Genomic DNA, 24,688 nt, shown 5'->3' with positions numbered 1-24,688 from the left:
GCTACTCTTCGGCTCCGGATACTGGCGATTCAAAGCTCGTTGACGCTAAGTGTTGTTCACCCTCGCGCATGGTAGAGTTCATTTCTCCGCCATCACTTGGCGCTACCGATGTATCAAACTGGTTAGGAGTATCCATCGCCACTTGCGCTTCAAACTGTTCAGCGCTTGGCTGCTCGACCGCTCCTGATACTGGCGCCTCAATGTTCGTTGACGCTAATTGTGCGTCGCTTTCTTTAGCGATGAACTCATTGTCTGCACCTGTACGCGCCGATTCCATGTCACTATCTGAGCTCGCAGTAAGGTCACTATTAGATTGACTAGAACCAGTAGAAGCCAACATTTCATTACGAGCGCTCGGCAATTCCTTTGTCCCGTTAGCTATCTGAATAGCTTCATCAGAGTTAATCTCTCCACTTTGAACTGCATTGAACACTTCAATGCCTTCATCAGCAGTAAGTTGGCCACTAGCAATAGCTTCCATCACAATCTCTTTTTCTCCATCAGCCATACCACTGAACTGTGAAGACTCCAATAATGCTAGGTCCATTGAACCGCTTCTGGTAACAGAAGGCGAACTTGGATCACTGTCGTTGAGTGATGCTAGTTTGGTTTGATTCCCCATTTTGTAATCATTTTGAGAGTCCTCAATAGTTCCCGCGCCTTGATCGACGTTATTGGAGTCAGTGGGTGCATTCGCCAGTTGTGTTACTGACTCTACATTGCCCGACTGTGCTACTGAACTTTCAGTACGTGAGTTCGTAGGTACTGTCTCATCCACTTTCTGTGGTGATGCATTTGCGACTTGCGTTGCTGTACCCGTTTGAGCCATCGACTGTGGCGCTGAACTTTCAGGGCGCGAGTTCGTAGGTGCTGTCTCATCCACTTTTTGGGGTGATGCGCTTGTCACTTGCGTTGCTGGCGCTACTGTACCCGTTTGAGCCACCGACTGTGGTGCTGAACTTTCAGAGCATGAGTTCGTAGGTACTGTCTCATCCACTTTTTGCGGTGATACGCTTGCCACTTGTGTTGCTGGCGCTACTGTACCCGTTTGAGCCACCGACTGTGGTGCTGAACTATCAGGGCGTGAGTTCGTAGCTACAGTGTCAGAGGTCTTCGACGTATCTACCGTTTCGGCTGACTTATTATCAGGAGCTACCTCTTGATTACTTTGAACTTGAGTAGACTGATTATTACTGTCCTCTTGCGGCAATGGGTTACTAGATAATGCGCTAACAACCATTGAAGCTAGTTTGGAGAAACCTGTTTGATCATTGCCTTGGGTTGGTTGTGTCGTTGTTTCCTTTGAATTATATACCTCTGTTGGTTGAGCATAAGGTTGGGTATTTTCTGTTGAAGCAAGCATCTCCTCTTTCTCTTGCAACGACGTAATTGCCTGATTAGCGGTCATTTCACCTGAACTAACAGCATTGAACAGTTGAGCTCCTTCTTTTACAGAAATCGTATTACTGTCAATGGAGTCAAAGATTTGTAATTTCTGTTCGTCACTCATACCACTGTTCTCTGATACCTCCATAAGTGCCAAGCTTTGCGCTGCAGTTTCAGCGAACTTTGTCATTGAACTTGGTACTGGTGATGGCTCATTTGACGGTACAGAACCCGGCATTGCTGTGTTCGCTACGGTGTCATTAACACCCGTTAATGGAGTTGTTCCGTTAGATTGGCCCTCTTTAATTGCAGCTTCGTTTTGCTCTTTACCTGTCGCTTCAAGTTGTGACAACTTCACTTCATTCGGTGTATCTTTAACTGCGTGGTAAGCTTTCTGGTGTTCAGCCCCATCCTCTGTTCCAATCTGCAGATAATGTTTAGATAACAATTTGCCATTTACGACATCGTAATTCTTATTGACCTCAGATTGGTTTGATAGATTCGAAACTTGCTCATCAGTAAGGGATGTACCAAGTGTTGAAGCAACATGAGCAACGTTGTTGTAATCAATGTCTCTGAACCCGTCCTCAGAGCCACCCATAAACAGTTTATAATCCTCTAACGCTTCCATGGTGTATTTGCCCGATGCAAGTCCACCTACTTCTTTGGCAAATGACTCATCCTCAGACATTTCCGATCTTAGTTTTTCTATATTCCCAACCGCATTATTGTGATGCTTGATTTCCGTGTCACTGAGTAGCCCATCTTTATTGAGTGTGTTTTCATCACTGGTTAACGCGATCACAGCGGCACCATACACACCTTCGGAATTAGTGGTGAGTCCAAAATCACGAGCACTTGGGTTAGTTGCAATTTGTGGTCTTGTTAATAAATCAGCTCCTTTATTCAATGGTGATTCTAAATGCTTCATATTTTCTGCGGCTGGCTCTGATAGCTGTTGCGCTGTCGCAGAGTGAAACTGAGCAACTAGCCCTGCTGCAACGTCATTTACTAATCCACCTGCATCTTTCGCAGCACTCTTAACTTCTTGAGAAATTGGAGTTGGATTAACTGTATCAGTGGCAGTTTCAATGGCCTTAATTTCATCTGTTTTCTCAGGCGCAACTTTTGATGCATTGGCGCGAGCCTTAACAACATTTTCCTCGTGCTCATCTTTGATATTTTTGGTGGTCAATAATGTACCAACCTCACCCAGTCGTTCATCTCGTGTTTTCTCAAAGCCTTGCTGGTGTCTTTGAATTTCTTCCGGAATGCCTGCTACAGCTAAGTTGCTGGTGGTATCTTTCACAGAGCCTAAGTTGTTACTCATCGTGGCAAAGTTTTTCGACATATCATTAAGGGCTTTGTCACCAATCAAGAAGTCGGCTTCATTGAATTTCTGCGAGATATCCATCAAGCCCGATTTCATTGAATTCATGTCTTTAGCGTTCGCCACTTCTTGATATTGATTAACCATTTCACTTGAGAAAAGTACTGCTGCAGCACGACCCACATCTCCGTGATAGTATTTAGATGCATCACGTTGTATTTGGAGGTTTCGGGCCTGAGCATTGGCCTCAACGACTCTACGCTCCTCTGGGCTCATGTTGGCCATCTCACTTTCGGTGTTATAACCATTAGCCACCCACTCTTTAAATTCCTTATTGTTTGCCGCATTTGTAAAATTGGTTGAATAATTTTGATTCAAACCTTTTGCAACACCCAATGCGTGTTGCGTCGTTTCTTGGAATTGTTTCGCAGCTGTATAACTTTTCAGGTCTTGAATAGCATTTTGTCCCGTTTCGCCCCAACCTGTCGTTCTTGAAAGACCGTGAACCTTTTGAATCGCTTCTTGACTGGTGTATTGAGCACCGGTGCCACCTTGTTCACTGGTCACGTAACCTAGGCTTGCCTGCAATGCCTCTGCCTCACGTTCCGTAAGGTTAAACCCGCCCTCTGCGTTAACCTGAACTCGGCCATCAAGACCAACTGCGAAGTCACTTTTGTTTCTTGAACTCACTCGGTCTGTTTTTCCGGAACTCTTTTCATTACTCTTAGTGTCAGTAACCTGGACTCTTTCTGCTTTTGAATTGCCCTTATCTTCTATTTGACTCGTTTTCGTCACGCGGCCACGTCCGTATCGTCCGTCAGTCTGCGAGCCCCCCTGCGTATTCGACATTGTTTTATTACTTTCTCCATTAGTGTATTGGGTAGAGTCAGAAGCTTGAGTTGACGTCTTTGCACTCTCAGAGGTTTGCTGTGTTGAATCCTCCCCATTTCCCCAACCTAAATTTCCACTAGCAGAACCACCACCACCCATGACTAACTTACCCATCAATTGAGTAATTTCTTGTGTATCTAGATTGGTGTTTTTCTGTAAACCTTCACGAACCTGCGATGCAAATTGAGCATTTTCAGAATATTGATGACTATCACTGCCATTCGCACTTTTTCCTTTTTGAATCTGCGTCATAAGCTGAGAAAGCTGGCCCCATGACTGTTGATGCGTAGCTTGAGCTGATTGAACTCGCGACTCTGCCATACTTGATGTAAGGGACAAGTTACTGGTCATATTCGACATACCACCGAGTGTTGGCATATTTTGGTCTTGAATTTGATTTGTTGAATGAACCACACCGTTATCACCCATAGTCCAACTGTGATTACCCATTCTGAGTGAGCCATTTTTGGCACCAACTGCAATATCTGGTGCGACAGCACTAGGATTAACATGTGCGGTTCCCCCGATCTTGCCAGCCATACTCACGGTTGCGTACTCGCCACCTTTTAAAAGCATATAAGCTAACATTGGAACCATTGTCGTCATGTAAGAAGCGGTCGCTATATAACTTCGCGCTTCGGAATAGAAGTTGGACAATCCCCCAATGGTGTATGCTGTTTGCTCACTGATCGACGTTTCCAACGCATTTTGAATAGACCAATCGAGATAGAAGTTAATCAGAATCATCACGAATGGATACAATCCAACTAAAACTAAGAATCGCATGTATGACGCGGCGATCTTAAAGCCCCCTTCACCAAAGATGATAAAGAAGGACATAAGTGGTGCTGCAAACCACACGAATGCTTCAAAAAATGAGATGGTGGCAGGGGCCATTTCAAGCCACAAGTTTCTGTCACCAGCCATAGTGAAAAGACGCTGTTGTTTCGCTTGATATTCCATAGCGTCAACAAGTTGGCCTCGTGCAGAATGACTAGCATCTAACCCCATAGCATTCTTTTTGACGTGATAATCAAGGAAGTTATTCATCTGAAATGTGTAGCTGTCCATTGATGCAGAGCCCAACTGCTGAAGTGCCGAGCTTACTTGTGTCGCTGAAATGCCTTTCGCTTCATTTAACTCATCGAGTCCGTCTGCTAATTTCGATTGGTCATTATCAATGTACGCGCTCAGTGCAGTGTAAGCGTCTTTACACGACATGAACGACGGTTGACCTTCAAGGTACATGTCGATGTACCAAATCGTTGAGCTCACCTCCATCGCGGCCCAAGCATCGACATTCGTCAATACATTGCCAACCTTCGCCTCTTGATAGGCTCCACCAACTTCCATGTCTTTGAACAAACAGCCATTCATGTAACTGTCTATGCTTCGTATGAAATCACTATTTGCATGTCCAATAGTACGAATATTCGGACTATTTACAGACCCTTCAATGGCCACCAGCGTTCTAAGTGCGTCTAAGTGTGTGCCTGAGTTCTGAGGCATCACAAAGATGTCACTCAAAATATCGATAAACGCGATAGGTACTTGAGTCGTTACAGCCCCACCTATCGCTAAACCAACAGGAATGTCAGTAAAATACGCTGAATCACCCGTACCAGCATGTTCGACAACAATGTCGACCCTCGGGTAGAAACACAGCATCCAGATAAGATAGCCCTTGCACACTGTTCCTAAAAATTCACCACCAATCTGACCCTTTTCAAAGAATTGTTTGAAGGCTGCAACGAAGAAGGAAAGAACTAATCCAAGACCGAACAAGTAGTTAGGCTGTCCAAAATCGCCTGTTGATGGATCGAACGCCATCGACAAGCCAAGGAAAACTTGTCTAGCCCAATCAAAATTACCAATGGTATATATCAGAAATTCCATGACTTAGTTCTCCATACTCTTCTCGACTAACATATGCAAACGGTTCTTAGAGTCTTGTTGTTCATAGTGGCGGTCCACAATGTCCATCTGTATGTTCAACATTTCTCTTGCTTCTTTTATGTAGGCTTGGGCATTAGCATCGCTGTCGGCTTTAGCCGCGATTGCAACCGCATCCAAATACGCACGAGCAGATGTGAAAAATTGCATCGCAAAGTTGTACGCGTATTCATTAGCAATTGCCTCGTAGTAACCTTGGACCTCTGAACTTTTTCTGTATTTGGTCGCGAGTAAAGCTATGTAGCCATATACATCCATACCGCCACCCTGTATCACTGCTTTTTGAGTAGGACCAAAATCATTCGCACCGCGAGCACCTGTTCGATAGACCTCTAATACGCCTGCGGTCCCGTCTGTCGTTCCGTCCAACGCTTCTAAGAACTGTTTGTTCAACGGCCTCCAATCAATCGTTTCCTGAGTAACATCAAGACATTTAGAGCTGGCCACAGTATCTGGGTTACCGTCATTACACTTGAGCCTTGTCACTTGTTCTTGAGTATCAAAGCCACCAAAGGCGATATCTAGCAGAGTCAATGTCGCAGGAACCGGAGTTGTCGCAATTGAAGAGGTTTCGACACCTTGGCGGTCAGGGTCAGTGTTATCAGCAACATCTCGGATCTCGGTCCCAACTAGTGACATGACGGTTTCCGAAAATCTAGGGAAGAAGTCAGAGGCGCCAACATTCATTTTTGATGTTCTCATGCCGTTAATTAGTAGGTTACCTGTCAGTAATTCCTGACCATTCTGAACTTTTTGCGAGAGCTCAAGCAATGAAGTGCCTGGGGCTATGTTTTGAAACCAATCAGCTGAATCTGTCGCAACACCAGTTGAGTTTGCGGCTTGACCGATTGCTAAAGCATCTCGGATTGATTGTTCATATGGGCCGACCGCGTTGGCCATTAATGCCTGACCCGCTTCACATGAGTTCTTGAAAAATTTGTTCCATTCATCCATCGCTTTTTTCAAGGCTTTGATGTTTGCAGCACACGTCGGACACAGAGCATCTAAAGCTAGGTTGAAGGCATATGACGCACTACCCGCTGCAATTTGTCTCATTGAGTTTTGGAGCATCCCTGTTAAATCTTTGATCATTGAAAATGAACCCAGATTAAGGTCGATTCCGTTACATCCGGCTTTCATCGACGGAACTTGAAAGTTCACGATATTTGGATCATGACTCTTAACACGGTATGAAAAAGAACCGAGTGCGATGGCGTTTTTATTACTGGTTTCGTAGTCGACAATGCCATGACCTGTCGAGTACCCATTGAAGACGTCTTGCATTGGGTTTGCCAACACATTCATAGAGCATGTCAGCGAGGCGGCAACGATAAAAGACCTAATACGTTTCATAATTGATTGCCTCCTGCGCTTGTGCATTGACATTATTTGTCAAACTTTTCTGTTGAGCTGATTCAGAGGAAGGGATAAACGGCAACACATTGAGAACCAACTCCTTCGCAATTTCGTAGCTATCTTCAACCACTACTCGCTCATAAAACTGATATTCACTTGGTTCTATAGTTTCAGGGTCAATAAGGTGAAGCTTGGCGAGTTCGTAGCTTGCTGACTCTGCAGAGCTATAAGCGGTCAAAGCTTCAGGCACCTCAAGTACGAGAGCTTCATAACGCAAAACTGGGAGCAAGCTTGAATAGAAATTTAGTAGGCTGACTTTCAACGCGTTGACGTCGCCTTTATTCGACGTAATAGCGCCAAATAGCCGCTCGTAATCGGGCATTTCTACTATTTGTAGAGTCGTCGATTGATGGGAGTTTGTAGTGTTTGATGACGTAATCACGGGCTTTTGTGACTTGTTAGCCATCACTAATGTACTGAATGTCAGTAGAACCACTGGTATAAGCTTCATGACCATATCCTGATAGAGAACTAGGATTAGTGTTACTTAACGCCAGTACAAAAAATTCAAATAAGGAGCCTTTTTTCGGTAATTAACGTGAAACTGATATAAAAAAGCCTGCTCATTAACTAATGAACAGGCTCCAATTAACCGTGATAAAGCTAGTAACTTTGCTGTGCTTTGAGGTTCGATTCTAAGATTTCAACTAGATAGTTTGCGTCTGTTAAGGCTCTTTCTTCATCAATATCTTCAAATCGTGTAATTTGCTGTAGGGACTCAACTGCTGACGCGTCGTTAAATTGTTCTTCTGAAATCACATTGGCCGTCTTTGCCTGAATAAGAACCAATCTTACGATTTCACTTTCAGTCACAATACCTTGTGAAATGGGCGCTACAAACTCACCGGAATTACCAACTAAAAACAAAGCAGGCACTCTTTGAACGCCTAGCTCTTTATACTTCTGCTTGGTATCCGGTTGATACTCAGGAAACATACCATTTTCCATTGGCGCTAAATCGATGCTGATCGCATTTACATTAAAGCCATATTTGCTCATGAGGCGTTGGACAATGGGTGCTTGGCGTTTACAGTAATCACAAGTGCTCTCAAAAAAGAACCATAACCCTGCTTGTTTTGCTACTTCTTGAACCACTTCCTGTTCTGCACGATTCTTAGCTTCATTCTTAGCATTAAGAGCAAAACTCGATGTTGGCCTTGCTTGTGTTTCATCAAGAAGAGGGTTGTTGATGACATCTTGCATCCACGCTTCCCTAAACGAAGTCGCCTTGTCCATAATCACACGTTGCATGTATCGGGCTCGTTGGATGTTCTCCGGACTAGGGTCATCAATTGCTTCACCAACAAACTCCATAAAGTGCGCTCGTATCCATTTCGTCGACATAGGTTCAGGCCCAGATTTTGCTGCACTTGGAGGGGCTATAGGGATTGGTGGAAGCTCGGGCTTTTTGGGTTCCTCTGGTTCAGGCTCCCCATAAAAGTGCCAACCTTGAGCGGCACTTTTATCATTGACGAAATTTGCATCTGCCGTCGCGGTAGCTGCAAATGCAAGGGAGCATAACATCGAAAAGCCTAGATAGTTCGATTTCATAATCTATACCTCAGCGGCTTTGGCTTTACGACGATTTCTCGCTCTTTCTGCACGACAATGAGCACAACCAGTACCAGGTCTTTCAGTGTGGCCAATATATTTTGTCCCACACTGACATTTGAAAATGTGAATTGTACCGTCACCGATACGATGAAGGAGTTGAACAAATCGATTAAAATTCACGTAAGCACGTATGTCTTCACTCGATTCATCAAATACTCTTGCATAAGCATCAAGCATCTTGTCGATATTGTCTTGAAGCGGCAATTTAACTGATGGGTCATTGGACAGGATTGAATAATAAGCCCAAAGCTTATTCGAGATGGAAAACGCTTCCGGTACTTGATGAAGAAAGCTCGCATCTTTACCCATTCTTGATTTTTTAAAGTCTGTCTGCATTCGGCCAAGCTCATGTTGAGCAGACTTAGGCACTGAACCTAAAAGGTCTTTAATTGTGGCTGCGTTTGCACCAAAGCGTACAAGATCGAGTGCTCGCGTCTCCAATTTCAGCGCCATTTGAGACGCTGTGGATAATTGTATCTCGGACATATGACTATCCTTTCAAATTGTGAACAGACTGAATTTAGATCATATCGGTCAAGGTACGCATACGAATGCGCTCTACGCCGACATTGTGACTTTGAAATTCATGAGTCTCTAAGGCATTCAACATCTCAGTTTCAGTACCTTCGTGAAATACGAAAGGATTGATACCGGCAGATGTGAACCTGACAATCTGAAACAACTCAAAACTAGCAAACTTAATGATTTCTTGTTGAGTTGCCATTAGCTCAATCATGGCAGAATGTGGATCTGTTTGAGCGAGGTTGTGCATCGCGAGAATTAGAGATTGGCACTGAAAACTCACCTCATCAGTAGAAGGTGTAGATTCAGAAGTGACATTGAGATAAGCGTTCAATCGTGTTCGATAGTTTTCAAACTGGCCTGTTTCAATTGCGGTGTTGAGAACCGATAAACCTGTTTGGTTAGTGCAGCCAGAACGTAATGGGGCAAGGGTAAAGATATGATGCTGCGTTTCTACAAACTTCTCTAGAGTATCGGGCTCGATGCTTATAAATCGATCTACGTCGATGTTAGTCAGAAAGTTAATTTGAGCGGAGCATTCTCTGTTAGTTAAAACAGATTGGTGTGCAGCTAACAATATGCGAGCGGAAATTGCACGCACGGCTGCCATGTAGCCTAGACGTTTCATAAGTAAATCTTCCATGCTTATACGCGGTTTGAGCGATCCCAACATTGACCTTTCAAACACCTTACTAAGCTCACCACGAGCGTTGTTAGGTTGCGTTTACAGTATTGACGTTGTGTTCATTTATACAAAATTACGAATTCCATAATACGCAATTTGTTTTACTGACCTTTTGGATTATTGCATAGATGTATAAAATCTCAACAATGATTGAAAAAAACATACACATTCTCAATATTAAGTCTTGACTTATTGAAAAATGCGCTTTGCAAAAAATCAACTAATTAATCCGCTTGAAGTCAAGTTATCAACCAGTTCCGTAGATACCAAATCTGCAGGGTCTGTCTGTGGTGATTTAGCTTCAGGTATCTGTGGAGAGTTCTGTGAAGAACCGTGTTCGTTGTTGGTGTTCACGTTACCCAAAAATCGATTAATAATTGCTTCACCGGATTGGTGATATAACAGCCCCAATTGAAAAAGAATCGGTAGTAACCAACTTCGGTTTTCACAATGATTCAATTCGCTCAACAAAACTGGGAAATCACGTTTAGATATTCTAAATCGCTCATTAACCTTCTCGCCGTTGAACGGCATTGTCAGCTCAACTTGTGATGATATCTTTTCCCAGTTCGACTCGTGCAATCGCTTAATCACTGCGCCTTTGTTTAGTATTCGCCGCAACATGATGCGCTTAAACTTAGGACTATCGGGGACCTCGATAGCTCCCCTTTCCACCCAAGTCGACAGGTTAACATCGATACTATTACTCATAAGCTACGCAACCTTGTTTGAATTAACACCCGCGATTTGTCTAGCTAACTCAGCAAAACCAAGGCATACAGCAACTTCATGTTTCTCGACTAACTTCACAGTATGTCTCGGAAATGCACGTTCTAGTGCTCTCGCGAAATCTGGAGCTGGACCACCAGACACAATAAACTCTTGTATGTCTGATGCTTCACCAAGCATGTTAGTAAGTAAATCGACTGCTTCATTGCACAAACTGTCAATCAGCGGCAAGCAGTCAAAGACACCATTAGCGACAGGGAAGTCATACGTTTCAGCAAATATTTCGAGCTTTTTCGTGTTGAATGCTTTGTCTACCAACTCTGTGCTGATGGACGTACCCAAAACCTCAGACAGGTAGGTGCTCAGGCTTCTGAGAATTTTCCCCTGACCTAGTTCGAATGCCTTTGTACGTTCTTCGTCGATTGTAAGCCCCGTAGAAGTCAAGAAGTCGGTTGTTCCATAACCTGGATCAACAGTTACTCTTGCACGGTTCCCAAGCGCCTCCATAATCCCGCAGTTCATTTTCATTGCTTCAGACTTTGCATGATAAGTAAGTGCGCCAAGTGGCTGCGGCAAGACATGTGCCTGTTTTACTCGGATCACTCGCCCATCCACATGATGTTCACCAATCATAAAATTGAGTAGTTCATCTTTACGATCCAGCTGGTTTAATGGAAGACCAGCCACCAGCAAGTCAATGCAATCCGTTTTTAATAGACTTAAGCCACCGATAAACAGCGCCTTGTAAGCCGGACTTGAGATATAACGTTTATTAAGAAGTCTTTCGTTGGCGTCAGCTGCTTTTGACAAAACTCCCGGCCCCACTTCATAACTACTTCCGTCAATGTTGACTAAAACCGTATTTCGCTGAGTTGTGCCAAACGATTCCAGTCGCTTCAGCTCTGTAGGATTCACCTTTACAGCTCTTGATGGGAAGCAATGGTAATAACAGTGATCGCCTGTTATTTCAGATGCAACGCAGGTGGTTCCAAATCCTACATCTATCGCTGCAACTTCCAGTTGTTTGTTCATAATCAATCACTCCGATCATTTGTCTTGATGTCAAACCTAGTGATACACAAAAATTGATGATGGTTTAGCAATTAGTGAGGGCATTTTTAATGTTTATTGTTAGTTGTTGAAAAATATCGTGCATGAATCGAATAAAATTGTATTGCGTATGAGGTAAATCGAGATACTTGGGAAATATTGATAAACACCGTAATAAATCGGTTAAGGAATGACATTTGTAGAAACAATTGACAAAAATTGCATAACATCGTTTCTATTTTGGTGGGATTGGGAATTGTATGGGAAAATTTGCGCGTTCTTGAAAGCAATTAGCCAGAAATCGAAAATCGTTACTCAAAAGAACGTCCATCAACCGACATACACATTTTGAGCGGTACTGATAATCCTTATTTTCAATGACGCGCCTTAACGAAAGTAATCTAGTTCTGATCTTCACTGCTAATCAACCACCATGAAACGATAGTTCGTTTCAGAATTTGGCATCACTGTCCCTACATATATCAATGGTGGTATCAAAATTCGATTAAAATTGAACCACCGAAAACATTTGCACCTGCTAATAAACTGGATGTCTGACACCCCCCTCAATATATGTAGGGAATTTGAAAATAAGGATTTTATGAGTGTGGTGGTCATATCTCCTACATATACATGGGGTGGTATCAAAAAGACGAAAAAGTGACTGGTGACAAGGAAAATTCACGCAAAAATGCGGCCTTTAGTCATATATCAGTGGTGGTGTACCACCCTCCGTATAGTAGTATTATAAAGGGGGAGCTAAAAAAAAGGCTCCCGCCAAGGGAGAGGTCGCTGGCGCATGGCAATTTTGAAAAGATCCTGCCCGAGAGTTAATCATTGACCGTGACACCCTAAGAATCAGAATCCGACCCTGCCCGAGCATCAATCATTGACCGTGACACCCTAAGAAACGAAATCGACCTTGCCCGAGCATCTTTCATCGACCGTGACATCCCATGAATATGATTCGACCCAGCCCGAGAGTGAATCAATGACCACTTGGCTAACCGTAAAGAGTCTAACCAAGACATTGAAATCGAATCCTGAGCGGTACAGCCCTTCTTAAAAACAAAAAAATAAATATAAATATCCCAAAATCATCTCAAGCCGATCGGTACTACCCAAGACTGAGTCGTTGCCCGAGACGGTTCAATTTCACGGGATGACAATGAATATGAATTAATTACTAAACAATCAAGAAAATGGTGTTCAAGCCAATTTTCATTGACGGATTTTCAGCTCACGATGACCAGCGGATTCTCGGGTGAAAGACCGGCGCTGGTGCCGCGTCATGCCATCCCGTGTCAGTGCGAGACATGCGGAATTAATTCCTACGCCAGAGCGAGCGGCTGGGTGCTGGTCATCGGCAGGTTCCAAGGCAGGGAGCTGGTGCCGGGTCATAAACATTCAGTGTCGCTCAGAGATATTGAACTTGGATATTAGTTACCAACGAGCCCCGGTCCGTGCATTCATCTCCAGCAGGTTCTCGGGTGATAAACCGACGCTGGTGCCGTGTCATAACATCCCGTGTCAGTGCGAGACATGGGGAAATGATACTTACGCCGGAGCGAGTGCCTGGGTACTGGTCAACCGCCGAGTCCCAGGCGAGGAGTTGGTGCCGGGTTTACCACATTCAGCGTCAGGCAATGACATTGAGGTTCAGTTTTTGATACCAGCGTCGCCTGGTGACCAGCAGGTTCTCGGGTGATAAACCGACGCTGGTGCCGCGTCACATCATCCCAGTGCCAGTGCGAGACATGGGAATCGTTACCCACGCCGAGCAAGAGCCTGGGGACTGGCCAACCGCCGGGGTCCCAGCCGAGGAGCTGATGCCAGGTTTTATTGCATTCAGTGTCAGGCAATGACATTGAGTTTGATGATTTTCATACCAGCGAGGCCCAGGTGATACTCGTGACCAGCAGGTTCTCGGGTGATAAACCGGCGCTGGTGCCGGGACACATCATCCCGTGTCAGTGCAAGACATGGGAATCGACATCTGCGCCGGAAAAAATTCTGGGAGCTGGTCATCCGCCGGTCCCCAGCTGAGGAGCTGGTGGAAAGTCATTAGTTCCAATGTCATTCAGAGAAATTGAGTTGAGCGACTGCACGAGCTCGAATCGTTAGTCACCAGCTGAATTCCACGAACGCTGGTTTGACTAATCCCCCTTCCCTGTCGTAGCGAGACAAAGCGTTAGGCTAAACAAATTCAAATTCGTGGCTACGACATTCATGATTGAACCATTGTTCATACCAAAGTAAACACCCGCAGACCTGCCCTATTCGGAAAGCAATTCTGAAATCTATTAGCGAAAATTCGTCCCTTATTTGAAAAAACGTCGATTTAATTCATGCAGTATCAACCAATACCCCATTTGGGAAGGAGACAGGGTTTATGCATGAACAGACGGATGTCCTTGACGTTCAAACAGACGAACTTGATGTTCTTACTGAGGACATTGAGGCTGATGTTCAGGTTAAAAAAGACGATATCCATGCAGATTTAAAATTGGGTTTGATCACCAAGAACCTAAAACGTAATGCAATGGAACTGAAGGCGGTCTATGCCGAAGCCGGTGAACTTATAGCCGAAATGGAAGACTTAGCTGACAAGTATTACCGAAAACCTCAGCTCGAACAGAACCATAAAATTATCAAAGACAATTCTTACCATCGTAGAAGCACGTTCGCCAATACAGGCCATGTACTGATTGGGACTAAGTATTACACCAAAGACAGAGACGGTTGGGAGATGGTGATGTGTTTTGAACTTCGAATGCGTGACATGAGCCGCTTAAACAAAACAACAAAAAAGAAGGCGTATCACTTTGATCCCGATAAGAAGATTCCGAATTCAGAGAAATACTATGAAATTCCTAAGTTCGCGACGAAGTACGAGAACAAGTCAGAGAACAAGATTCCCTACAAAGTGCTGACCCACCCTTTTTCCAAATCACAATGTAAAAAATACATGAGGGATTGGGAATTAAAGCTGTTCCTAACATTTAAGCAAATTATCAGTCCACCCACACGACGTTACCTCGGATTAAGGGAGCGCTATAAAACGCTTCGAGAGGAACGACGCGTATTACTCAGCATTTTCATTGCAGATAGAGGGCTCCCACTAAGCAGGGAATACAACCGAAAAATAGGCGAGCTAGAAAAGGTCATCGCTGACCATTACCCAGAACTCATCAATCTCTAAGGAGAATCACCATGGCTGAATTTAAGCAAATGCGACGCCACATCCCCGTTTCAATCGTGTGTCGAAGCGAGACAATGTACCGCTACTTAGGTCAAAAAGGCGGTCAATTGGTTGGCGCAACACAACGAATTGCGACGCTGTACGAGTCCACCGAAGACAACGATGAAAACCGTGATGCGGTAGTGTCTATCTTTGAAACCAACTTTGAACATTTGGAAGAAGGTCAAGGTGAGTTTGCAAGACAGGCTGATGCAGTGAAGCGTAAATACCGCAAACAAAATCGCAATGTACCTTTTCCTGAAATCGAAGTACCAGATAACCACAAAGTTGTCATCGATGTGACCCACCCTGTCTTCCAACGCGTGTTGCAGGTCATTCGAAAGTTCGACAACTCGATGGCGGTCATGGAAGTACTTTGGATGGTAGGCGATGTCGACGAAGAACGTTACAAGTACGCGAAAATCAAACTCGCTTCTACGATGTCGCGCTTCTCTAACGACGTGTTCCGTATTACCAACCAACTTCGCTCGCTAGACACTGGACGTGGCACAACACACCAACGCGTTAATCAGCAAATCAATCAAAAGTTGAAACCAGTAGAGGTGGTTGAAGAGGTCACCGATGAGCAGCCAGATAACGTGTCGGCTCCATTGAATGAAGCTGAAACTGAGCAAGAAGCAGAACCGGTGGATATTCATGCTGGTGGCGCTGAGATATTAGGCGAAGACGAAGACCCACTGAGTGCGGAAGAAATTCAAGCCGTAATAACTCAAAAATCCGATGAGTCACTACAGGAATCAGCTTAATGCGAATGTTTGATGGCGTCAGATCAAAATTAACTCAAAGTGCAATTATCGTAAAAGAGAAATTGCGCTTGAAAACTGGTGAGCTACATGAGGAGTTCGCCAGTGAAACTATTTTGAAGCAGCAGCAGGAGATCACTCGCTTGCAGAAAGAAGTCGCAAACATGATCAAATACCCGCCGACGCCAGATGGTGTCCCTGTCTTAACGGAGGGGGACATTTTATTCGCTTATAGAGGCATTATTAAGGAAACTTTCCTTGCCGTAGGCATGCTCGAAGGTACAGATAAAAGCCTGACTCCATGCTTTATGAACACGTACATGCATGCGATCCGTTCTGTGATTTCATTTTTCCACCTACTGCCTGCTAGTGAGTACCATCATCACAATGAAGTTGGCGGCCTACTTCGTCATTCATTAGATGTTGCCTTAATGACCTTAAGAATGTCGAAGGGCTCTCGACCTTTGGCTATCGGATTCCAAGATGAGGAGATGCTACGAGAACCGCGATGGCGCTTTGCCGCATGGTTGACAGGTTTGTTGCATGATGCAGGGAAAGTCATTTCTGACATGAGGATTTCGGGGAAAGAGCTGGATACCACTTGGAACCCACAAATTGAAACCATTTACGAATTCAGTAAAAGATACGGTATTGACCGCTACACCGTTAGCTGGAATCCACGTCGTGCTAACCATTACCATGAGAAGCTGTCAGTGCTGTTATTAGACAGAGTACTTAGTGACACAGCAAAGCGCTGGTTATATCAATCTAACGATAACCTTTCAGGCCCAATCATTGACGCGCTGCAGAACTATGCCCGTAAGGAAGGGTATATCGAGAAACCATTGCGCCGTGCCGATGCGCTCAGTGCCGAACGAGATCGTAGAACCCAATTCCACAAACTCATCGGACAGCGTAAAGCCGGTAAGAGTCACGGCATTATCTCGGCCATCCGAGATTTACGAAAAAACCGTTGGAACAAAGTCAATGAAATCGGTGCTCGCATGTATGTCATTGATGGGGAGGTATACCTCGATTACCGAAATGGCGTGCAAGACATCATCAACCACATGAACGCTAATTCTAGCATCTCGGGTCACCTAGCCAGAATTGAATCCAACATTGGTATCGTGGTTCAAGAGATGGAAGAGCTAGGTATTGTGGAGCCGATGCATGAAGAGTCAGACTTTGTGAGGCTCACATTTACAGCGAAGCAAGGGAAGATGCGACAAGTGGATATCGTTCGTATCAGTTATCCAGATTTGGTCTTCGAAGGTGAATTACGCCCACCTAACCTTAAAGACTGTTACATCGAATTTTCTAGCATGGGTGAACGCTTAACAATCGACGCCAAAGGCAGCTTGGATTATACCGAGCCAAAAGATAACCCATTTCAGACCCTTTATAACTTGGACCCAGAACAAGGCTCCCAAGTAAATCGTAATAAAGCTCGTTCGTTGAATTTGCCGGGGCTACCAAAACCACCTGAAGAACTCATGCAAGCTGCCGAAAATCAATCACCGACAACGACCCCGCAGCAGATCAATGCACCAGCACCGGCCAATACGAGCAACTATGGGAAGCCAGCAACAGCGACACCTTCTCAGAAAAACGTTCCTGCACAGAAACCAGCACCCAAACCTCAAGCAACGAAAAAGCCAGCGACGAAAAAAGCAGCGACTAAGGCGAACACCACAAATGCAAACTCACCGTCAAAGACAAGTGGGCCAACAATCGTGTTCGAAAATGAAACAAATCAGTCAGTGGAAGAAAACAATTCTGCACCTAGTGTATGGGATGGCATGAACATCAACGCAGCTGACGACAAACCGGTTCAGGCACCGTCGTCCAAACCTCTAGCCTCCGCAGCTAAAGGGCGTAAGTCCCAAACACAAAAAGCACCGCAAAGAGCTTCCGCTTTAAAAAATGTGTCTGATAAAGACCTAAGAACCCTATGTTATGTGATGGCATGGGCGCTATCCAATGGTAAGACCGATGGTGACTCCATTGTCAGCTACAGCTCAAGAAATGCAATCTACGCGCACAAAACGTGGGTTCTTTGTCTTGTAGAGATGACCAACATGGAAATGAATAAGACGGCCTTTTTTGACCGCTTCGGAGATGACATAGAGCCAGGGAAAATATTGGGTATTGACGCGACAGAGCACATCAAGTTGGACAGCAGTTGCGTCAAAGCCTTCGCAGAACTGTTCGGTGTGGGCGAAAAACTGTTCTTAGATCAAATTAAAAATTTCAATGACTATGGTAGGCCAGAGCGTATGGATAACCTCGATTTCTTTGCAGGAAAGCTCACCATTAACAGCGAGCAAGAGAAGTTAATTTTAGATTCAAACCTCGCCAAAGAATTGAACTTAATTGCTAATGGAGTCGCTTCTGATGTTTAAGTCAAAGACAAAACCGCTGTATGACGATATTCAAGACTACTTCCGTGAAGTGTTTGAGATACAACAAGCTCGCGCATGGCTGGCTTCGGGTGCTTTTTTCAGTGTCGCTGGTGGATATCAAGCATTGTACAACCTATTCACTGAGACACCGGCTCCCGATACGGTGATGCTGACAGGGTTAGGTATGGCCACCAGCTTTGTCATGGCCGCCAAACGATCTTCTGAAGCATGGCCAATTCTAAAGATGCAGGCTCGATTGTGTTCAAACAAACTGGATATAGAGTCTTTGGAAGACACTCGAAAGAAGGCAGAGAAATACAAAGACCGTATGTACTTAGGGACCGGCTTTAATTGGGGGCCTGAGCACGCCATCAATATGTATAAAATCAATGCCCTCCCTTCTGCACGCCGCGACCAAAAAGTGCCTTTATATTTAAGGAAGTTTATCCCCTATAACCCTGATCTGAACGAAGCATTAGGTGGGGAGCCATTCCTCATGGCCTTGGGCAACGAGAAAGATGTGACTGTGCATTATGATGTAGGCCGCGCACACACAATCATCTACGGCGTTCCAGGCTCAGGCAAAACAACATTGTTGAAGTTAATCGCATTAAACAAACTATGGTCAAAGCGAAAATGCTTGCTCATCGTCATCGACCCCAAAAATACGCCGGAAATGCGAAATGGGTTGAAAGCAGAGATGGAGCGTCAAGGTAAAGGGGACCAGTTCTACTATTTTGCCCCCGCACGGCCATCTGAGTCTGTCGTTGTTGATTGCCTAGCCAACTATAACCGAACATCGGAACTGGCAACCCGTGTCGTTGAATGTATTCCAACGGGCGGCTCTTCTGGGGAAGTCTTTAAACAATTCTGTTGGGAACGTGTAAACCAAATTACTCAGGCAGCGGAATACATCGGTGAACGACTCACACTTCGTACCCTTCATTACTACCTGCGTGAAGGTCTAGTTCGTGTCGTAGAGAAAACGTGTGAAACGTACTTCAGTCAAGAAATAGGTGTGGACTGGAAAGCCCAAATGAACGGTCGCATCAAGGCCATGGGATCGCAAGACTGGCTTGAAAACATGATCATGTATTATTCCGATGTCATGGCCAAAGACAAACCTTGCTCTCAACTTTCAGGGATCATTGACGCCTTCCATAAAAAATCATCTGAAGTGAGCACCAAAACTGGCTCATTGAATGCAATTCTGGAACAACTTTGCTCGGCGCCTCTAGATACATTGTTGTCCCCTGATTTAAATAATTTATCGGACAACCAACCGAACGTCGTCAATTTACGCGAGTTATCAAACACAGGTGGAGTGCTGTACTGCGCCACAGACGGTTTAACAGACCCAGTGATTTCAGGCACCTTATCGAAGCTTGTGTCGGCAGCTGCAGCGGCATCGTCAGCTGAACGTTATAACTTTGGTACAGGAGAAGAGCCAGAGGTTTGCTTTATGGTTGATGAAGCCCATAACGCGCTTAATGATCCAATACTAAATTTACTCGCCGTCGGTCGACAATCCAAATACGAACTGTACTTAAGTACCCAGTCCATGCCCGACATCGTAGAAAAAACCTCGCAAGCGACCGCCGATAGGATAACCGAGCTGTGTGCCAATACCATCGCCATGCGATGTGAAGGCAAAGTAACTCGTGAATATGTATCAGAAAAGATGGGGGCTGCCGATCTAAGAAAGCATCAAAAGATGATTTCAAACAGCGCCTCAACACAAGACTCCGTCTCTTCATTCAATTCAGGTTCTGGTGTACGTGAGTCATCAGAAGAGCGCAGTTTATTTCCACCGTTCATGGTATCGGCCTTACCCAATTTGCAAGCTATATGCAGCTTCTCAAATGGAAATAAAACCCTACTCCGCCTGCCTGTAGAGCCACGTTAAGGAAAGATTATGAAAGTATCGACCAAATTCAAAAAAATTACTGCCAGCGTTTATCTGAATCGAACGATCGATAAAGAGTTGAGCGAGCGATTGAATTATCAAGCGTTTATTTGGCCGTCTCTTGGTGAGGTTCAAATGCGAGTAGTGAGGTTATTCGGTGACGTTGTGCCAGCTTCTTTCAATGAAGGAGAAGAACAACTCTTACTTGATGTGGTATTGCGAGAGATGGCCGACACATGGGATGAGCATTATGAGAAGCACGGTAAAGAAGTCGCCTTCAAGCACATCTTTGTGAAAGTGTTTGACCGAACCTCCGAACTGTTCAAAGTCATGGTCACGTCAGAAGACACAAAGTCAGGCTGCGACCTAATCTGGGACCCGATTCGCTGTTCATTTTCAGACTTTGCTACGTCCAGCCGCGTATGTTGCATGGAAGTCATTGACAGAAAACTAACCTCAGAGAGCGAGAAACATTGTCGCCAACTGAGCCTGTTACTGCTCCCTCAACTCTTCGGTCGTCCTGAACTCAATACAATGGGTATCGCTCCCTACGCCTTCGAAGATCCTCGCTCGGTGAATTTGTTAGACCTGTTACTCAAACCTGAAAAGATATTGGAGGCTGCTCATGGCGCATGATACCCAATCTTTTATCGACGAAGGTAACAAAGCCTTACTCGGTGATGGTGTCACAATACTAAACCCGTGGGTAAGGTTAGGGTTTATGATCTGGTTCTTCTCTTTGTTGTATTGCTGGTTTGGTATGTCAGCAGAGCAATTTAGAGCCGACGTCATCGATGAGGTGTCCATTGTCCAGTCGACAATGACCGAAGAGCAATCAGAAATAGTGTTCGACCGTGTAAACGGTCAATACCAGACGACGATGGTCGATACGGGCATCTCCAACGTCATTGATAGATTTTATATTAAACCTAAAAAAACCAATGGGTCCGGGGTGTTTATCGCAGGTATCTCAGAGCGGCTGGTTGATAACACAAAGATGTGGTGGTATCGCAGCATACTTCGCCTGAACGTACTCATGGAATGGCTTCTTTTAGGTGGGGTGCTTATCTTCGCGTTCATGAGTGATTCTTACTACGAATATCGTAAGCGAATCTACGCCTTTAAACAGCACAACGTGAAAATAGCGGCCATGGCCTTTCGCATGATATTCATCATTCTCTTTTCACTGTGGGTATTCCTTGTTGTCCCCATCATTGATGGCGAATTCTGGCGATATTTACCCCTATTTTTCATTGGTTTATGCATCCTGTTAACCACCACTATCATGCGTGAATTCCAACGCTTTTAAACAGACATAGGTAATCAATAACATGCGGATATTTAAAAAAAAGAATCAAGAACCAAAGTCATTGAGAGAAAGCCTCAAAGAGTTTACGCTGCGATACCGGTCTATTCACAACCTAAATCGTATTAAGGTCGGTTTCATTGTTTTTGGTGTGTTGTTCGCGGTCGGTCAAACCATATACCGAAGCCACTATTTCAACATGCCGGTTCCTCACATAGCGCTCATACAACTGGAGGGAGCTGTAGAGAGAGGCAGTCCGACAGCTGATGGAACTATCCTGTCAGAAAGCATAAGAAAAGCCATGAAAGATCCATTGGCTCATGCCATTTTGATTGAAGCGAACTCACCGGGTGGTAGCCCAGTGCAAGCCGAGATATTACATAGGACGTTAATTTCCATGAGAGAAACCACCAATAAGCCGGTCTATTTTTCGATAGGTGAAATGTGTGCGTCGGCTTGTTTATACATCAGCTCCTCGGCAGACAAAGTGTATGCCCATAAAAACTCGTTGATCGGCAGTGTCGGCGTCAGAATGGATACCTGGGGATTCGACAAACTGATTCAACAACTTCAAGTTCAAAGACGGACATACACAGCGGGTAAAAACAAAGCCTTGCTAGACCCGTTTTTACCCGAGAACCCTGAAGCAACAGAGCACATAGAGTCACATGTCCTCCAGCCATTATTTGAGGAGTTCAAAGGGGCGTTAATTGAAGGTCGTGGCGAGAAATTGGAAACGGACAACCCGGACATCTTCACTGGCTACATTTGGACAGGTTCAGAGGCCGTTGAAATCGGATTTGCCGACGACATTCAAACGCATTTCGAGATCCGTGAAAATCTGCGTGATGAGTACCAAGTGACGGACATACAGAACTATACCAAGCCTAAATTCAGCATGATGAAACTCCTGAGTTCCGATTTCTGGGCCGAGGTGTTAGCGAAAACCGCCATGAAGTTAAACTCAGGCAGCGAGATGGAGCTTAGATAGACAACTGGAGTGTTCGTTGTTCAATGAAAGACAGCCAACACTCCGCCTCTACTGCCAAGGTGGTGCAAGAACGTCGGTTCGCCGCTGGTGGAGGGATGGCAAAAATAAACGTCGCCCGTATGCGATAACATAATATGGTAATGGGGGTCAGACAAAGACAGGCAAGTAAATGGGAAATTTCTTATCTCGGATGCGTCTTCACCCGAGTGAAAATCATTAACTGGGAATTCAAACTGTGAAGTGCATTACACATTTGTTGAGAAGGCGTAAACAGACTTCATCGAAAAAACCGTGCCAATAATTGTGACGCAATTCAAACCCAATCAAGAATTTAGCCATAAAAATCATATGCTTATGTACATTTAAAGTTCGAGCTATTGATATGTGAGAACAAAAAAACATACAAAATAACCATTTATAAAACACCTTACATTAACCATGGCTATACACAAAGTTCGGTAAACAGCAATATCTTATTTGGTGATTTGCCAATACGAAAACCCTTAATTACTATTAATTAGTATGTTGAAAAATCTCAAATTTTTATTTAATTCTTAATGCGGTTGGGTGTCATTATGAGTAATAAGAAAACAGGAAATGAACCTGATACACACGCCGAGAAGCTCAGTTTGAAGCATCTTCGTCCTGTATCTTTCGACAGCGACACAACAGCTGACGCACATACCATTTTGCACAAAGTGTCTCTCACGGACCATGAAACGAACAAGTTCGATGCGGAATGCTGCAAGAAAGTGGCTGATAAGTTAAAACGCCTATACGAATCACGTGGTCTGATCGATGGGGATCTTACTGAGCACCACAAAGAAATGGTCAACTTTTCACCTGAAGTTGAGTTACAACGATACTTATCAAGCCAACCCAACCAAAACCAACGGCCCAGAGAAAATCGTCATTCAGACCACCAGCATTTAGTTCAAATCCCACATTACTCACTTGATACATCGGATGAACGCATTCTGGCAATAGTGGCCGAAGGGAAATATCTAGAAAACAAAATGAAAGAGCTTGGCGCTAAAGGTGGTGGGATCAATACCATGAAACGCTCAATCAAATGTTTAATGCCCGAATGGGTACTGAAGCATTTTGACGTTATCACTCCAACCCATTACAAAGCGCTCCATGTCCATAATTACACGGTCAGTCGGGAGGAAGCAGAAGCTTTTTTGGAAGCCTGCTCTAAGGTGAGGATGGGGTTCTTTTGTATAGAGGAGAAACCAAGCTTTCAATAGGCAGCGGTACGAACAGATATTTTCTATTTCTGTCATTCCTCTTTCAATGGAATAACTTCCCACCCGCTCGATTCTTAACTCACGGAGTGGGCAGACTCACTCAGAACATGCTCAAAAGTAAATGACGATTCATGAAGCTCACTGGCCGTTGTCTCAACAAGAATTTTGGCCAGGTGTGAAGATTGTACGAGCGCCCCAAAAAGGTTTAGGGACGCTTACTTGATTAGAAAATGAATTTTAATCCTGCATCTGAGGCTTAATAAACTCATATTTCTTGCCTTGTGTGTATATAGCAGGAACATGAATGTTTAGCATTCGATATGAAAACTTCTTTCCACATGTTGAACAAGCCCAGTCTTCTATATTTTCGACAACGCGATAACCTGATTGTGGAAAAGATGGGAGATAGAAGTAAAACCCTTTTGGTAATTTAGCTGTAACGTCTTTTACGTACTGCTCGTAGCCCTCTACCCCCTCATACCCTTGAACTTTATTGTCATGAAAAAGATAAATTGAACCAAGACCGAGAGATGGTGTGTTCCAAATAGTTACATACTGAGAGTCGGCATCAATTAAGTTCGTCTTACCAAGCTTCATACCATTTTTGTTTTGGTAATCATCACTAACAAGCCCAAAACTGGTTTTCTTATCTTCACCAATAACGTAGCCTGTTCTTCCGTAAATCTTACCTCCAAACGTTGCTGTGCCTTCTTCCTGAAGAACTACATTGGTAAGGATATTTCCTTTATCTTTCAACGTTTTTAATACAGCATCTTCGATAAGTTTATTTGCAGCTGTATTTGCAGCAACTCCATCTTTATACAATGATGAATCAACAGCTATGATCCAGCCAGCTCTTGAGGCTATATGGTCAGATGTTACTAACTTCTCCAAAGAGCCACCAGCAAAGTGAATTGTTGCTCCCATCAAATTACCCGTAGCAAGAGAGATTGCCGAAGCTACATACGAAGCATCACCACGGTTATTTTCTAGAGAAGTTTCAATAGCCTTTATTTCTTCCTCAGTGAAGTCTTTCAGTGGGCTTTGGTAAGTTTCGAGTCCCCAAGTGTAGGGCTGCCTCAAGTATGTTTGATTAGCAATATTTAATGCAAGGCTATTATCATCACTGAAAGGTACGGGCTGAACTTCAGTTTTTGGCTCAATACTTGACGAAGAACAACCTGCCAGTACAACAGCCCAAAAAGCTAGAAAACTAAGACGCTTCATTTATGGAATCCTTTTATTTCAC

Annotated in this window: 17 protein-coding genes; 8 read left to right on the top strand and 9 right to left on the bottom strand. The window is 44.3% G+C overall.

What is annotated here, in order from left to right; genetic code table 11:
- Window position 1: 1 nt before the first annotated feature.
- The 8 genes from ACTRWI_RS13625 to ACTRWI_RS13590 form a co-directional block, all read right to left on the bottom strand.
- Window positions 2-5,503, bottom strand: coding sequence for a conjugal transfer protein TraG N-terminal domain-containing protein (locus ACTRWI_RS13625; protein ID WP_499132119.1), 5,502 nt, complete (start codon window positions 5,501-5,503; stop codon window positions 2-4).
- Window positions 5,504-5,506: 3 nt separating this feature from the next.
- A complete protein-coding gene (locus tag ACTRWI_RS13620; protein WP_446638951.1) occupies window positions 5,507-6,913 on the bottom strand; it encodes a conjugal transfer protein TraH in 1,407 nt (468 codons plus the stop codon).
- Window positions 6,900-7,427 carry a hypothetical protein gene (locus ACTRWI_RS13615; RefSeq protein WP_499132118.1) on the bottom strand — a complete coding sequence of 176 codons (528 nt, stop codon included), beginning with the start codon at window positions 7,425-7,427 and terminating at the stop codon, window positions 6,900-6,902. Before ACTRWI_RS13615 ends, ACTRWI_RS13620 begins: the two co-directional genes overlap by 14 nt.
- A 152-nt stretch (window positions 7,428-7,579) precedes the next feature.
- On the bottom strand, window positions 7,580-8,527 hold the full coding sequence (traF, locus tag ACTRWI_RS13610) for a conjugal transfer protein TraF (RefSeq protein ID WP_499132117.1): 948 nt from the start codon (window positions 8,525-8,527) through the stop codon (window positions 7,580-7,582).
- A 3-nt stretch (window positions 8,528-8,530) separates the two neighbouring features.
- Complete coding sequence (locus ACTRWI_RS13605) at window positions 8,531-9,076, bottom strand: hypothetical protein (RefSeq protein ID WP_239917268.1); 546 nt, start codon at window positions 9,074-9,076, stop codon at window positions 8,531-8,533.
- 34 nt (window positions 9,077-9,110) lie between these two features.
- Window positions 9,111-9,740 (bottom strand): hypothetical protein, encoded by a 630-nt coding sequence (locus ACTRWI_RS13600; protein WP_499132116.1) that lies wholly within the window; start codon window positions 9,738-9,740, stop codon window positions 9,111-9,113.
- Between the two features lie 273 nt (window positions 9,741-10,013).
- Window positions 10,014-10,508 (bottom strand): hypothetical protein, encoded by a 495-nt coding sequence (locus tag ACTRWI_RS13595; RefSeq protein ID WP_239917270.1) that lies wholly within the window; start codon window positions 10,506-10,508, stop codon window positions 10,014-10,016.
- Window positions 10,509-10,511: 3 nt separating this feature from the next.
- A complete protein-coding gene (locus ACTRWI_RS13590) occupies window positions 10,512-11,558 on the bottom strand; it encodes a ParM/StbA family protein (protein WP_499132114.1) in 1,047 nt (348 codons plus the stop codon).
- A 2,410-nt stretch (window positions 11,559-13,968) separates the two neighbouring features.
- Here ACTRWI_RS13590 and ACTRWI_RS13585 point away from each other — a divergent pair.
- The 8 genes from ACTRWI_RS13585 (at window position 13,969) to ACTRWI_RS13550 (ending at window position 23,439) form a co-directional block, all read left to right on the top strand.
- A complete protein-coding gene (locus tag ACTRWI_RS13585; RefSeq protein WP_270000093.1) occupies window positions 13,969-14,778 on the top strand; it encodes a hypothetical protein in 810 nt (269 codons plus the stop codon).
- A gap of 11 nt (window positions 14,779-14,789) precedes the next feature.
- The gene (locus ACTRWI_RS13580; protein WP_081230202.1) at window positions 14,790-15,584 is read left to right on the top strand and encodes a hypothetical protein; all 795 of its coding nucleotides are present in this window, start codon (window positions 14,790-14,792) and stop codon (window positions 15,582-15,584) included.
- Window positions 15,584-17,986 carry a MobH family relaxase gene (mobH, locus tag ACTRWI_RS13575; protein WP_499132113.1) on the top strand — a complete coding sequence of 801 codons (2,403 nt, stop codon included), beginning with the start codon at window positions 15,584-15,586 and terminating at the stop codon, window positions 17,984-17,986. Before ACTRWI_RS13580 ends, mobH begins: the two co-directional genes overlap by 1 nt.
- Entirely contained in the window at window positions 17,979-19,892 is a 1,914-nt protein-coding gene (traD, locus tag ACTRWI_RS13570) for a conjugative transfer system coupling protein TraD (RefSeq protein WP_499132111.1), read from the top strand. Before mobH ends, traD begins: the two co-directional genes overlap by 8 nt.
- 9 nt (window positions 19,893-19,901) lie before the next feature.
- Window positions 19,902-20,528: a hypothetical protein gene (locus tag ACTRWI_RS13565; RefSeq protein WP_239917275.1), complete on the top strand. Its 627-nt coding sequence runs from the start codon at window positions 19,902-19,904 to the stop codon at window positions 20,526-20,528.
- Window positions 20,518-21,201 (top strand): IncC plasmid conjugative DNA transfer DtrJ family protein, encoded by a 684-nt coding sequence (locus ACTRWI_RS13560; protein ID WP_239917276.1) that lies wholly within the window; start codon window positions 20,518-20,520, stop codon window positions 21,199-21,201. Before ACTRWI_RS13565 ends, ACTRWI_RS13560 begins: the two co-directional genes overlap by 11 nt.
- Window positions 21,202-21,223: 22 nt before the next feature.
- Window positions 21,224-22,189, top strand: coding sequence for a S49 family peptidase (locus ACTRWI_RS13555; protein ID WP_270000098.1), 966 nt, complete (start codon window positions 21,224-21,226; stop codon window positions 22,187-22,189).
- A gap of 575 nt (window positions 22,190-22,764) precedes the next feature.
- Window positions 22,765-23,439: a hypothetical protein gene (locus ACTRWI_RS13550; RefSeq protein WP_446638958.1), complete on the top strand. Its 675-nt coding sequence runs from the start codon at window positions 22,765-22,767 to the stop codon at window positions 23,437-23,439.
- Between the two features lie 237 nt (window positions 23,440-23,676).
- Here ACTRWI_RS13550 and ACTRWI_RS13545 read toward each other — a convergent pair whose 3' ends face one another.
- A complete protein-coding gene (locus ACTRWI_RS13545) occupies window positions 23,677-24,666 on the bottom strand; it encodes a hypothetical protein (RefSeq protein WP_270000100.1) in 990 nt (329 codons plus the stop codon).
- Between the last annotated feature and the right edge of the window lie 22 nt (window positions 24,667-24,688).

The organism is Pseudoalteromonas sp. G5_S1_14_S5 (assembly GCF_054968605.1).
The sequence above is the reverse complement of the archived record's forward strand: the minus strand, read 5'-3'. Positions and strand labels throughout refer to the sequence as shown.